Below are 13,369 nucleotides of genomic sequence, written 5' to 3'. Positions count from 1 at the left end.
CCTCCTTGGCCGCTGCTTTCGCGGCCGCGGTCTTCGCCGCTGCCGTGCGTGCGGCCGCGGTCTTCGCCGAGGCGGCTCGCGAAGCCGCGGTGCGCGCAGCCGTCTTCGAGGCGGATGCCTTCGCCGCCGCGGCTTTCGCCGCCGCCGTGCGCGCGGTGCCCGCGGCATCCGCCGACGTGGTCGACCGCGCTGGGGTCGTCTTCGCCGCAGTGCTCTTCGCCGCCGTCGTCTTCGCCGCAGTCGTCTTCGCCGCAGCGGTCTTCGCCGCAGTCGTCTTCGCCGCAGTCGTCTTCGCCGCGGTGGTCCGGGATGTCGCCGTTTTCGCCGCAGCGCTCTTCGCCGCCGCCGTCTTCGCCGCGGTGGTCTTGGCTGTGGTCGTCTTCGCCGCCGTGGTCGTCTTCGCCGCCGTGGTCTTCGCCGACGCCCTCGGGGCCGAAGCGCCCGTGGTCGCGGTCGGCTTCGTCGTCGACGATGTCGTCGCGGCGGAGTCGGTCGACGACGTCGACGCGGGGAGCGTCCGAGCGTCGGACGTGGTCGTCCCCGCGTCGCTCGCGCTCGGGGCGCGCAGGGGCTCGATGACGACGTCGGCGACGACGGCCGCCTTCTCGGCAGCCGTCTTGACCGGGGTGCGCGCGCCTGCGGGACGTGATGTCTTCTTCGTCGGCGCCGTCGTACGGGTCGTGGACTTCGCAGCGGGCTTCTTCTTCGCAGCGCTCGCCTTCGCCGCCGACGACGTGGACGCGGCGGTCTTCTTGGCCGCCGTCGTTCGCGCCGCAGCCGAGGACGCGGACTTCTTCGCCGCCCCCGTCTTCGGCGCAGGTGCGTCGGACGACCCGGCGTCGGTCGTCGTCGACGACGAGCCGGTCGCCTCGCCCGTCGGCCGCGTCGATGCGTCGGCCCCTGATCGGGCCCGGGAGACGTCGGCTTCTTCGGTGCGGTCGTCAGAGGAAGCAGTCACCGTCCTACGGTATCAAGGCGCACCGAAAGGCCTGGCATGAGTCGGAGAAACTGTGGAGAATCGAGTCATCGCATCGCTCCAGCGCGACCCTGAACGTTCCGTGGCAAACGGATCACGAATTGACAACGTCGTCAACCCCCGCCCTGTCTTCCCAGGGTCTCTCGCTAGCATGAACGCGGCACGAAGAAGTGTCCGGCCGGTGAACCGGCCCTGAACACACCTTTTTAAGGAGCACTCGTGACTCTTCAGACCGTCATCCTCGCCGCGGGCATGGGCTCGCGCCTGGGTCGCGCCCTGCCCAAGCCGCTGACCGAGCTCAGCGACGGACGCACGATCATGCGCCAGCAGCACGACAACATCCGCGCCGCCTTCGGCTCGGACGCCCGCATCACCACGGTCGTCGGCTACCGTGCCGAGACGATCATCGAGGCATTCCCCTCGGCCAACTACGTCCACAACGAGCGCTACGACGAGACCAACACCTCGAAGAGCCTCCTCCGCGCCCTCGGCGCGACCGGTCGCAGCGGTGTCCTCTGGATGAACGGCGACGTCGTCTTCGACCCGATGATCCTCGGCCGCGCGGCGGCGTACATCGAGCGCGACCAGTCGTTCGTCACGGTGAACACGTCCAAGGTCAGCGACGAGGAGGTCAAGTACACCGTGACCTCCGAGGGCTTCATCCACGAGCTGTCGAAGACCGTCCAGGGCGGTCTCGGCGAGGCCGTCGGCATCAACTACATCTCGTCGGCCGACAAGCGGGCGTTCATGCGACAGCTGCAGCGCGTCGACGACCAGGACTACTTCGAGCGCGGCCTCGAGCTCGCGATCGCCGAAGACGGCCTCCTGCTCGAGCCCATGGACGTCTCCGACCTGTACGCGGTCGAGGTCGACTTCGCCGAAGACCTCGAGCGGGCGAACCTCTTCGTCTGACCCGCTCTTGAGAGCCGCAGCCTTCGCCGAGGCTGCGGCTCTCTGCTTTCTCGCGGCGACTCTTCCTAGGATCGGACCATGGCTCGCAAGGTGCACAAGATCCACTCGCTTCCGGACGACGCGCCCTGGGACACGGGCCTCCCGCCGGCGGGCTCGACCGAGCATCCGCTCATGGTTCGGGGGCTCGACCGGGTGCTGTCGATCCAGCGCCCGCTCGTCCTCGCGCACATCCGCAGCATCCGCCTGCGCAATCCCCGGGCGACGCCCGACGAGATCGTCCACACCCTCGAGCGCCGCTACCTCGCCGCCGTCACCGCCGGCGGGGCTGCGGTCGGAGCCACCGCGGTCGTCCCGGGCATCGGCACCGGCATCACGCTGGCCCTCTCGGGCGTCGAGACGGTCGGGTTCGTCGAGTCGACCGCGCTGTTCGCGCAATCAGTGGCCGAGGTGCACGGGATCGCCGTGGCCGACCCCGAGCGCGCACGCGCCCTCGTGATGACCCTCATGCTGGGCAAGGAGGGGGTCGACCTCGTGCGTCAGCTCGCGGGGCAGGTCGTGGGCAAGGGCGGCAACCGCTCCTCGTACTGGGGCGAGCTCGTTACGAAGTCGCTGCCGCGCGCCGCTGTCGGCCCGCTCGTGGATCGACTGAAGAGCACCTTCGTGCGGCAGTTCGCCGCGCGGGGCGGTGCCTCGTTCCTTGGCAAGGCCCTCCCGTTCGGCGTCGGTGCGGCGATCGGCGGCGCAGGCAACCACATCCTCGGACGCCGTGTGCTCACCACGTCGCGACGGGCATTCGGGCACGCTCCCCTCCAGTTCCCCGTCGAGCTCGAACCGGTCGACGGGGCGCAGCAGACCGAACTGCGGATGCTGCACGGTGTGCGGGCCGCGGGCTCCGCCGTTGCGGGAGCGGCCGGCACCGTGGTGCGCGGCATGGGCCGAGCGGGACACCGCGTCGGCGAACTCGCTCCGCGCCGCTCCCGGCGAGACACCGACTCCGACATTGAGGCGCTCGACGAGGCATCCGGCGACCATCGCCTCCCCGACTCGGCGGGCGCACCCGCTTCCTGACGACAGGAGCACGCCGCCAAAGGATCACGCGAGCCGTTGTGGCGAGCATCCAACGGTCGACGCCGCCCCGACGCTAGGGTGGAATTCGTGACGGAACAGCCCGACCTCTTTACCACTGCCGGCAAGATCGCGGACCTGCGGGCCCGCTACAGCGAAGCCGTCGTCGACGCGGAAGCGAAGGCGAAGGAGAAGCAGCACGCGAAGGGCAAGATGACCGCCCGCGAGCGCATCGAGCTGCTCGTCGACCCGGGCAGCTTCGTCGAGTTCGACGAGTACGTCCGTCACCGCACGACCGCATTCGGTATGGACCGCTCGCGTCCCTACGGCGACTCTGTGGTCACGGGTGTCGGCACGATCCACGGCCGCACCGTCGCCGTCTACTCGCAGGACTTCTCGACCTTCGGCGGATCGCTCGGCGAGGTGGCCGGCGAGAAGATCGTCAAGATCATGGAGTTCGCTCTCGCCGGGGGCATGCCCTGCATCGGCATCCTCGACTCGGGCGGCGCCCGCATCCAGGAGGGCGTCGTCGCGCTCGGCAAGTACGGCGAGATCTTCCGCCTCAACACCCGCGCCTCGGGAGTCATCCCGCAGATCTCGATCATCATGGGCCCGGCGGCCGGCGGCGCCGTGTACTCCCCTGCGCTCACCGACTTCGTCATCATGGTCGACAAGACCAGCCAGATGTTCGTGACCGGCCCTGACGTGATCAAGACCGTCACCGGCGAGGACGTCGGCATGGAGGAGCTCGGCGGCGCCTACACGCACAACACCCGCTCCGGCGTCGCGCACTATCTCGCCGAGGACGAGGACGACGCGATCGACTACGCGCGGACGCTGTTGGGCTTCCTGCCCGACAACAACATGGCCGAGCTGCCGTCGTACGAGGGCGTCTTCGAGTTCGAGACGACGGATGCCGATCGCGAGCTCAACACGATCATCCCCGACTCGCCCAACCAGCCGTACGACATCCACACGGTGATCGAGCACGTCGTCGACGACGGCGACTTCCTCGAGGTGCAGCCGCTGTTCGCCCCGAACATCGTGATCGGCTTCGGACGCATCGAGGGCCGATCGGTCGGCATCATCGCCAACCAGCCGTCGCAGATGGCCGGAACCCTCAACATCGAGGCCGGCGAGAAGGCGAGCCGTTTCGTGCGGTTCTGCGACGCATTCTCGATCCCCATCGTGACCCTGGTCGACGTGCCCGGCTACCTGCCCGGCACCGATCAGGAGTGGACGGGCGTCATCCGCCGCGGCGCCAAGCTGCTCTACGCCTACGCCGAGGCGACCGTGCCGCTCGTGACCGTCATCCTGCGCAAGGCCTACGGCGGCGCGTACATCGTGATGGGGTCGAAGCAGCTCGGTGCCGACGTCAACCTCGCATGGCCGACGGCGGAGATCGCGGTCATGGGCGGACAGGGCGCCGTGAACATTCTGTACCGCGGTGAGATCAAGAAGGCCGAAGAGGCCGGCGAGGACGTGGCCGCTGTGCGCACCCGCCTGGCCAACGAGTACACCTACAACGTGGCCTCGCCCTTCCTCGCCGCCGAGCGCGGAGAGCTCGACGGCATCATCGAGCCGGCGAACACCCGCGTCTCGATCGCGAAGTCGCTTCGTGCGCTGCGCGGCAAGCGGGCGGAACTGCCGCCCAAGAAGCACGGGAACATCCCGCTGTGAGTGGGGCGAGCGACGAGAGGCCGGACCTCGAGATCACCCGCGGCACCGCGACGGAGGAGGAGCTCGCCGCCCTCATCGCGGTCGTCAGCGACGCGTACGTGCAGGAGGCGTCGGCGGCCGTCGCCGAGGAACCCCGTGTCTCGGCGTGGGTGCGCACGCAGCGGCCGCTCCGGCGCCCGTTGCGACGCGACATCCCGTGGGGCCGTTTCTCGGGCTGATCCGCCCGGAGGGACGTCGTCACCCAGATGTCCCCCAAAATACCTACAGACACCGCGGGGACGAACCGCGATAGTTAGAGAGACGCTTCGCGTTCGACCGGCTCTCTGTCCCAGGGTAGACAGACGATGACCGGTCACCCGCGGCCGGTTTTCGGGTAACTGGGCCGCATGGCGAGGGGCGGGCGGCTTCGCCGCCCCTCGCCCATTCTCTTCCTTCGGCTCCGGTGCCCTCCCCCGATCGGAGCCGTCGGTATGCCGGCCCCCGCGCGCTCCGGCACACGCGGCGTCGTCTCAGGCTGTTCCCGCCGCGCGGGGGATCTCGTGCCACACGTCGACCGCGTCGTCGTCGCGCGACGAACCGGAGCCGACGCGTCCCACGACCGTCACCGCGATACGGTCGTCCCGCGCCGAGCGGATGATGAGCCTTCCTGCATGCGCACCCGCGACCACCCCCGCGAGCTCGTCGCGGATCTGCGCCCGTCGGGCCTCGTCGATCCCGTCGAGTCCGCCCTCGTCGAAGACGGTGACGCTCGCTCCGCGCCGTCGCGCCGCTTCGATGGCATCGCGGACGGCATCGTTGAGCAGGTCTGCTCCCCGCAGCTCGTCACGCAGACGTCCCTCAGCCAGGCGGGCCTCGAGACGCTCCTCGTCGGTCAGCACGCCGTGCGATGCCACCGTACGGCTCAGCACGGGGCCCGCGACCGCCAGGGCGAACTGGGTGCGCAATCGTCGCTCCCGCTGCCGCACCAGCTGCGTCGCGTGCCATGCCGAGACGGCCTGCTGGATCTCGGCGAGCCGCTCGGTGTCGCTGACCGCACGATCCCAGAACAGGACGAGCAACTGCGCCACGAGGATCCACATCGTCGACCCGACGAGCCCGGAATCGAGGGCCTTCGCGAGTCCGAGGAACGCCAGGGACACCGCGACGAGGGTGACAAGCAGCAGCCACGCGAAGACGAACCGGCGGCGCACGACCAACACGATCCCGAGCAGTCCGATCCCACCGATGTACCAGGTCACGACGGTCGTCGTACGTGCCGCCTCGGGGAAGGAGAGGTTGACCATGACCGGGATGGCCGCGGCCGACAGGAGCGCGAGCAACGCCGACCACAGCGGCATGCGCACCCGGGCGGGCGCACCGAGGATCGCCGTGTTGAGCACGGCGAGATAGGCGGCGACAGCCACCACGGCAAGCACGGGCGCGTGGGGCCGGGGGTTCCAGACCATCGCCGTCGCCGCGAAGTACATGCCGAAGCCGATCGCGAGCGACGTCGCGACCCCGCGCACCGTGCGATTCATTCGGCGTCCCACCCGAGCTCGACGGTCGTGCCCGCCGCGTCGGAGGAGATCTCGGCCGTGCCGGCCACCCCCGCCATCCGGGCGAGGATCGACGCGCGGATACCGAGACGGTCTTCACCGATCGACGCGAGGTCGAAGCCCGGGCCGGTGTCGCTGACCACGACGCGGATGCTGCCTCCAGGGACCGTGGCGACGAGCACGTGCAGTCCGCGGCCTCCGGCGTGCGCGACCGCGTTCCCGATCGCCTGCCGCGCGGCGAGCACGATCGCACGCGCAACGCGTCCGGGGATCGCCGGCCCCGCACCCGACTCCTCGACGACGGCGTCGACGCCGAGCTCGGACAGCGCGCGGCGCAGCTCCACGACCACCTGTCCCCGAGTGACCGGCTCGTCGCTGCCCTCCTGAGCGACGGCGGCCTCGGTGTTCGCGAGTCGGGTGAGCGCTTCACGCGCCATGGCGACCGCGAGCTCGCGGGCCCGCTCGCCGTCCGCACGCTCCGCCGCGATGAGCGCCGCCAGCACGCTGTCGTGCATGAGCGCCGACATCGCCATCCGCTCCTCCTCCGCCGCCGCAGCGGCCGCTGCGCCCGCGTAGGCGGCGACGGCACGTCCGCGTGCGTCATCGACACCGGCGGCGACCGATCGGAGCATCCACCCCAGCGAGATGATGATGAGCCCGAGGATCACCGTGAACGAGACCTCGAAGCCCACCCGCAACCAGAACTCGACGGCGAATCCACCCTCCACCAGGCTGACGTATCCGTAGACGATCGGCACCGCGACCGCCCAGGCGTACTGCACGCGTAGCGGGAAGGCGAGCATCGCCGCGACCACGGCGACGTTGACCAGGAAGAAGATCCACGGGCGCACTTCGGGGGTGCTCACGGCCGCTCCGGCGTCGACGATGTTCGGCCAGACGGCGAGCGCGAGCACATAGACGAGAGCGAACGCGCCCGAGGCGACACGAACGCCGCGACCGATCAGGCAGCAGAACAGCATGGCGGCGAGGGGCACGAAGACCACGAGCACGACGACGAGGTGCGGCACGTCTCCGTCCGGCAGCGTCTCCAACGCTTTGGTGAAGCCCTGCACGCCGAGGAACCCCGAGCCGATCGCGACGACGATCGCGAGGATGCGCTCCATGCGCTTGCCCGTGAAACGCTCGAACTCGCCCCCGGCGGCTCCGGGCGACGGGATCTGGCTCCAGGCCTCCCGGACGCTCAGCGACTCAGCGGCCACCCGCGGTCCCGTCCGCGGCCACGATGCCGTCCTCCATCGCGCGGCGCAGCAGGTCGACCTTGGTCGGCGCCGGCCGCCCCACCTCGACGTACTTCACGCGGATGCGGGTGATGTTCTCCTTCGCCGTGGAATAGGCGACCCCGAGTCGGTCGGCGACGGCCTTGAGGGGCAGGCCGGTGGCATAGAGACGGAGCACCTCGCGCTCGCGCGTGGACAGCTGCGCGTCGGCGAACTCGCGGTCACCGTCGACCGCGCTCGCCCATTCGACGTTGTTGAGCGCCTCGCCGTTCGCGACCGTGCGGATGGCGTCGAGTACGTCGTCGAGGGCGGAGGACTTGCTGACGACGCCCGCCGCGCCGGCCGCCAACGCTTCGCGCACCGCGGCCGGGCGATCGGCGACGCTGTGGATGACGACGCTCGCGCCGTCGGCCACGAGCGAGGAGACGTTCTCGGTGACCGTGGTGCCGTCGCCGAGCGTGAGGTCGAGGACGACGACGTCGGCAGGGGTGGTTCCGGTGGATGCGCGCCAGTCGAGATAGGACGCCACGGTGCTGCCCGAGAACACGACCGTCTGTCCGTCGCGACCGCAGGCCGCCTCGAGACCCAGACGGACCGACTCGTGATCATCGATGAGGGCGACCGTGCTCATGCCCACAGCCTAGTGAGTTGCGCGCCGATCGCCCGGCGACGTCACCGGGTGAGAAGCGCGACGACCTCGAAGTGGTGCGAGTGTGGGAAGAGGTCGAAGCCGCGCATCCGCTCGACGTTCCAGCCGAGATCGCGGAATGTGCCGAGGTCACGTGCCAGGGCCACCGGATCACAGGCGACGTAGGCGACGGCGTCGGGACGGAGGGCGTCGATGGCCTCGACGACCCGGCGTCCCGCACCCGCGCGCGGCGGATCGAGTACGACCGCGCCCGTGCGTCCGGCATCCGGTCGGTCCGCCAGGAAGCGGTCGACCCGCGCGGTGACGGCGGTGGCCCCGAGCGGGCCCACATTCGCCTGCGCGTGCTCGGTGGCGCGGCGGCTCGACTCGACCGTCGTGATGCGCGTGCCACCGAGGTCGGCCAGTGTCGCCGCGAACAGACCGACGCCCCCGTACAGGTCGAGATGCGAGGACTGCTCGTCGACGTGCCCGTCGAGCAGGCCGTACACGGCGGCGTCGAGCACCGAGGCCGCCCGCGGATGCACCTGCCAGAAGCCACCGGCATCCAGCTGGAAACGTCGGTCGCCGACGCGCTCGTGCACCACTTCGGGCGCGGGGCGCCGCGCACCGCGGGCCGGTCGACGCGTCTCGTCGGGGCGCCGCAGCACGCGCACACGCCGGTCGGCGGGCTCGACGAGCTCGACGCGACCGGGAGCCTCGCCGTGCAGCGCGAGGGCGGCTTCGGCGATCGCCGGACGTGCGAGCGGATGCGAGCCGACGGGGATGACCCGGTGGCTGCGCGCCGCGAACGGGCCCACGCGGCCCGCGTCGTCGACGTGCAGGGTCAGTCGGGTACGCCAGCCGGCTCCGTCCCCCGACTCGACGGCCTCGATCTCGGGCGCGTCCAGCCCCCCGCCGGCGAAGCGGTCGAGCGCCTCCGAGAGCACCTGCCGCTTGAGCACCCGCTGGTGTGCGAGGGCGATGTGGCCGAAGTCGGCTCCGCCGGGGCGCGCGGCGGGGTCGTTCTCGACGTCGGCCTCCGCCCAGAGGTGCGGGCGGCGGTGCGGCGAGGCGTCGAGCACCTCGACGGTGTCGGCGCGCCAGAAGCTGCGCGTCTCGGCATCGGCGCCGCCCTCGGGAAGGACCACCCTGGCCCGCACCCGCTCGCCGGGGATCGCGTCGGAGACGAAGACGACGCGCCCCTCGTGGCGGGCGACGGCGGTGCCGCCGTGCGCGATCCCGGTGATGTCGAGGTCGAGCAGGTCGGGGGCGGAAGAGGTCATCCTTCGAGGATACGGTGGGCACATGCGCGTCTGCCTCGCCTCGACCTCCCCCGCCCGCCTCATGCTGCTGCGTCAGGCCGGCATCGAACCCCTCACCCTCGCTCCCGATGTCGACGAGGACGCCGTCGCCGCCGCGGCGGCAGCGGAACGGGGCGCGCAGCTCGCCCCGGAGGAGCTCGTGCTGCTGCTCGGGCGAGCGAAGGCCGCCGACGTCGCGCGCCGCATCGCGGTCGACGACCCGGCCTTCGACGGCATCGTGATCGGTGGCGACTCGATGTTCGCGCTCGGCGGGCGCGTCTACGGCAAGCCGTACACCCCCGAGGAGGCCACGCGACGATGGGCGGAGATGCGCGGCGCGACCGGCATCCTGCACTCCGGCCACTCGGTGTTCCGCGTCTCTCCCGGCCGCGAACCCGTCGAGGCCACCGCCACCGCCGCCGCATCCGTCACCTTCGCGGACGACGTCACCGATGCGGAGATCGCGGCCTACGTCGCGTCCGGCGAACCGCTGCTGGTCGCCGGCGCGTTCACGGTCGACAGCCTGGGCGGCGCGTTCATCACCCGCGTCGACGGCGACCCCTCCACGGTCGTCGGCATGTCGCTGTCGACCGTGCGTCGCCTCGCCGCCGAGCTGGGAGTCGTGTGGACCGACCTCTGGAACGCCGACGCCCGGTCGTAGACTTCCCGCCACGTTCATCGGTCTTTCTTGTGGAGAGTCGTCAAATGCCCGACGGTTCTACTCGCTAGGCTGGCATTCATGCCTGCTATCGCCAAGGTGCTCATCGCCAACCGCGGCGAGATCGCCGTCCGCATCATCCGCGCCGCCCGGGACTCCGGGATCTCCTCGGTCGCCGTCTACGCCGACCAGGACCGCGACGCGCTGCACACGCGACTCGCCGACGAGGCCTACGCCCTCGGGGGCGCCACCAGCGCCGAGACCTACCTGCAGATCGAGAAGATCCTCTCGGTCGCCCGCCGCGCCGGCGCCGACGCCGTGCACCCCGGCTACGGCTTCCTCGCCGAGAACGCCGAGTTCGCTCGCGCCGTGATCGGCGCGGGGATGACCTGGATCGGCCCGTCGCCCGAGGCCATCGAGGCGCTCGGAGACAAGGTCACCGCCCGACACGTCGCCGAGAAGGTGGGCGCGCCGCTCGCTCCCGGCACGCCCGGTCCCGTCGCGACCGCCGACGAGGTCGTCGCGTTCGCGAAGGAGCACGGCCTGCCCATCGCCATCAAGGCGGCGTACGGAGGCGGCGGACGCGGCCTCAAGGTCGCCCGCGAGCTCGACGAGGTCGCCGAGCTGTTCGACTCCGCCACGCGCGAGGCGGTCGCGGCCTTCGGGCGCGGCGAGTGCTTCGTCGAGAAGTACCTCGACAAGCCGCGCCACGTCGAGACCCAGTGCCTCGCCGATGCCGAGGGCAACGTCGTCATCGTCTCGACGCGCGACTGCTCGCTGCAGCGCCGCCACCAGAAGCTCGTCGAGGAGGCGCCGGCGCCATTCCTCACCGACGAGCAGAACGCCCAGCTCTACGCGGCATCGAAGGCCATCCTCCGCGAGGTCGGCTACGTGGGAGCCGGTACGTGCGAGTTCCTCATCGGAGCCGACGGCACCGTCTCGTTCCTCGAGGTGAACACGCGGCTGCAGGTCGAGCACCCGGTCTCGGAGGAGGTCACCGGCATCGACCTCGTGCGGGAGCAGTTCCGCATCGCGGCCGGCGGCACCCTCGACTACTCCGACCCGGCGCCGCAGGGCCACTCGATCGAGTTCCGCATCAACGGCGAGGACCCGGGGCGCGGCTTCCTCCCCCAGCCCGGCCCCGTGCACGTGTTCAAGACCTTCGGCGGCCCCGGCATCCGTCTCGACTCCGGGGTGACCGCGGGCGACGAGGTCTCGGGCGCGTTCGACTCGCTGCTCGCCAAGATCATCGTCACCGGCAAGGATCGCGCCGAGGCGCTCGAGCGCTCGCGCCGGGCACTCGACGAGTTCGAGGTCGCCGGCCTGCCCACCGTTCTCCCCTTCCACCGCAAGGTCGTGCGCGACCCCGCCTTCACCGCCGAGGACGGCCGGTTCGGCGTGTTCACCCGGTGGATCGAGACCGAGTTCGTCAACGACATCCCCGCCTGGGACGGTGAGCTCGACGCCCCCGCGCCCGGGACCGGCCGCCACACCGTGGTCGTCGAGGTCGGCGGCAAGCGCCTCGAGGTCAGCCTGCCCGACCGCGTCGCCGCGGCGCCGACCACCACGGGCCGCCCGGCGGCCGTTCCCCCGTCGCGCCGGAGCCACGCCACCACCGCGAACGCCGGAGCATCCGGCGACGCCGTGAAGTCGCCCATGCAGGCGACGGTCGTCAAGGTCGCCGTCGAGGAGGGCCAGCAGGTCGTCAAGGGCGACCTGGTCGTGGTGCTCGAGGCGATGAAGATGGAGCAGCCGCTGCAGGCGCACAAGGACGGCGTGGTCGGCAACATCGCCGCGGACGCCGGAGCCACCGTCTCGGCGGGTCACCAGCTGCTCACCATCAGCTGACACTCCGCACGAACGAAGGGCGCCCCACCGAGGTGGGGCGCCCTTCGTCGTTCGCCGGCTCGGCGCCCGCGGACCTTCAGGAGATGTTGAAGAGGTGCATCGCCCGGCTCGCGTCGGTGATGCTGCTCGACAGCGAGGGGTACGCCGCGAACACCCGCGAGACCTGATCGACCGTCAGTCGGCGCTCGACGGCGATCGCGATCGGGTAGATGAGCTCGGAGGCCTTCGGCGCGACGATCACTCCCCCGATCACGGTGCCCGACCCCTTGCGGGCGATGAGCTTCACGAAGCCGTCCTTGATGCCCATCATCTTCGCCCGCGGGTTGGCCGCGAGCGGCAGCTTGTAGACCATGCCGTCGGCCTTGCCGTCTTCGACGTCCTTCACGCCGTAGCCGACCGTCGCGATCTCGGGCGCGGTGAAGATGTTCGAGGTGATCTTGATGAGCTCCAGCGGGATGACGATGTCGCCGAGGGCGTGGAACACGGCCGTGCGGCCCTGCATCGACGCGACGGATGCCAGCGGGAAGAAGTTCGTGCAGTCGCCCACGGCGTAGATGTTCGGCACCGAGGTGCGGGCGACACGGTTGACCCGGATGTGCCCCTGCTCGGTGAGCTCGACCCCGGCCTCGGCCAGGCCGATGTCGGCGGTGTTGGGGATGGAGCCGACCGCCATCAAGCAGTGGCTGCCGTCGACCGTGCGCCCGTCGGCGAGCGTGACGGTCACGCCGTCCTTCGTGGCCTCGACCTTCTCGGCGCGGGCTTTGGAGAGCACGGTCATGCCGCCGCGGGTGAAGACCTGCTCCAGAACGCGCGCGGCATCCTGATCCTCGCCCGGGAGCACCTGATCGCGGCTCGAGACGAGCGTGACCTTCGCGCCGAGGTTCATGTAGGCCGAGGCGAACTCGGCGCCCGTCACGCCGGAGCCGACCACGATGAGGTGCTCGGGCAGGGCCTTCATGTCGTACAGCTGCGTCCAGGTGAGGATGCGGCGTCCGTCGGGCTTCGCCGAATCCAGCTCGCGCGGCGAGGCGCCCACCGCGACGATGATCGTGTCGGCCTCGACGCGGTCGAAGTCGGTGCCGCCCTGTCCGGTCGAGACGACGATCGCGTCGCGCCCCTCCAGACGCCCGTGACCGGAGAGAATGCGCACGCCGGCCTCGAGGAGGGTCGAGCGCATGTCTTCGGACTGCTGCCCGGCGAGAGCCATGAGCCGCTTGTTCACCGCAGCGAGGTTGATGGCGATCTCGGGCTTGAGCGGCTTGCCCTTCTCACCCTTGGCGTAGAACTGCACGCCGAGGTCGCTCGCCTCGGAGATCGCGACCGCGGCATCGGCCGTGGCGATGAGGCTCTTCGAGGGGACGACGTCGGTGAGCACCGCCGCGCCGCCGACACCCACGCGCTCGACGAGGGTCACCTCCGCTCCGAGCTGGGCGGCTGCGAGAGCCGCCTCGTATCCGCCGGGACCGCCGCCGAGGACGGCGACGCGCTGAGTGCGCTCGAAAGGGGTGGAAGCCATGCTTCCCATTCT

General features: G+C 70.8%; 12 protein-coding genes. 7 read left to right on the top strand and 5 right to left on the bottom strand.

The features are described from left to right. The first annotated feature begins 5 nt into the window (after positions 1–5). From AC3A3J_RS07615 to AC3A3J_RS07595, 5 genes are all read left to right on the top strand, one after another. A complete protein-coding gene (locus AC3A3J_RS07615) occupies positions 6–998 on the top strand; it encodes a hypothetical protein (RefSeq protein ID WP_487671697.1) in 993 nt (330 codons plus the stop codon). A gap of 197 nt (positions 999–1,195) precedes the next feature. Continuing rightward, positions 1,196–1,888 carry a phosphocholine cytidylyltransferase family protein gene (locus AC3A3J_RS07610; protein WP_487671696.1) on the top strand — a complete coding sequence of 231 codons (693 nt, stop codon included), beginning with the start codon at positions 1,196–1,198 and terminating at the stop codon, positions 1,886–1,888. A 78-nt stretch (positions 1,889–1,966) separates the two neighbouring features. Then, positions 1,967–2,956, top strand: coding sequence for a hypothetical protein (locus AC3A3J_RS07605; protein WP_487671695.1), 990 nt, complete (start codon positions 1,967–1,969; stop codon positions 2,954–2,956). 87 nt (positions 2,957–3,043) lie between these two features. Continuing rightward, complete coding sequence (locus tag AC3A3J_RS07600) at positions 3,044–4,633, top strand: acyl-CoA carboxylase subunit beta (protein WP_487671694.1); 1,590 nt, start codon at positions 3,044–3,046, stop codon at positions 4,631–4,633. Next, on the top strand, positions 4,630–4,851 hold the full coding sequence (locus AC3A3J_RS07595; protein WP_487671693.1) for an acyl-CoA carboxylase subunit epsilon: 222 nt from the start codon (positions 4,630–4,632) through the stop codon (positions 4,849–4,851). Before AC3A3J_RS07600 ends, AC3A3J_RS07595 begins: the two co-directional genes overlap by 4 nt. A gap of 291 nt (positions 4,852–5,142) precedes the next feature. Here the strand turns inward: AC3A3J_RS07595 and AC3A3J_RS07590 are convergent, their stop codons facing one another. The 4 genes from AC3A3J_RS07590 to AC3A3J_RS07575 are packed head-to-tail and all read right to left on the bottom strand — an operon-like array spanning position 5,143 to position 9,317. Further along, complete coding sequence (locus tag AC3A3J_RS07590; RefSeq protein WP_487671692.1) at positions 5,143–6,150, bottom strand: hypothetical protein; 1,008 nt, start codon at positions 6,148–6,150, stop codon at positions 5,143–5,145. Continuing rightward, entirely contained in the window at positions 6,147–7,388 is a 1,242-nt protein-coding gene (locus AC3A3J_RS07585; protein WP_487671691.1) for a sensor histidine kinase, read from the bottom strand. Before AC3A3J_RS07585 ends, AC3A3J_RS07590 begins: the two co-directional genes overlap by 4 nt. After that, positions 7,378–8,037, bottom strand: coding sequence for a response regulator (locus AC3A3J_RS07580; protein WP_487671690.1), 660 nt, complete (start codon positions 8,035–8,037; stop codon positions 7,378–7,380). The genes AC3A3J_RS07585 and AC3A3J_RS07580 overlap by 11 nt, the downstream gene beginning before the upstream one ends. 41 nt (positions 8,038–8,078) lie before the next feature. Next, complete coding sequence (locus AC3A3J_RS07575) at positions 8,079–9,317, bottom strand: class I SAM-dependent RNA methyltransferase (protein WP_487671689.1); 1,239 nt, start codon at positions 9,315–9,317, stop codon at positions 8,079–8,081. 22 nt (positions 9,318–9,339) lie between these two features. Between AC3A3J_RS07575 and AC3A3J_RS07570 the strand changes: the two genes are divergently transcribed. Together AC3A3J_RS07570 and AC3A3J_RS07565 are read left to right on the top strand one after the other, a co-directional pair. Further along, positions 9,340–9,996, top strand: a complete 657-nt coding sequence (locus AC3A3J_RS07570) for a Maf family protein (protein WP_487671688.1) — start codon at positions 9,340–9,342, stop codon at positions 9,994–9,996. A 78-nt stretch (positions 9,997–10,074) separates the two neighbouring features. Then, positions 10,075–11,841 carry an acetyl/propionyl/methylcrotonyl-CoA carboxylase subunit alpha gene (locus AC3A3J_RS07565; protein ID WP_487671687.1) on the top strand — a complete coding sequence of 589 codons (1,767 nt, stop codon included), beginning with the start codon at positions 10,075–10,077 and terminating at the stop codon, positions 11,839–11,841. A 76-nt stretch (positions 11,842–11,917) separates the two neighbouring features. On the opposite strand, the gene AC3A3J_RS07560 is transcribed toward AC3A3J_RS07565, so the two are convergent. Further along, positions 11,918–13,366 carry an NAD(P)H-quinone dehydrogenase gene (locus AC3A3J_RS07560; protein WP_487671686.1) on the bottom strand — a complete coding sequence of 483 codons (1,449 nt, stop codon included), beginning with the start codon at positions 13,364–13,366 and terminating at the stop codon, positions 11,918–11,920. Between the last annotated feature and the right edge of the window lie 3 nt (positions 13,367–13,369).

This window comes from Microbacterium sp. Soil_N32 (genome assembly GCF_057655505.1).
The sequence above is the reverse complement of the archived record's forward strand: the minus strand, read 5'-3'. Positions and strand labels throughout refer to the sequence as shown.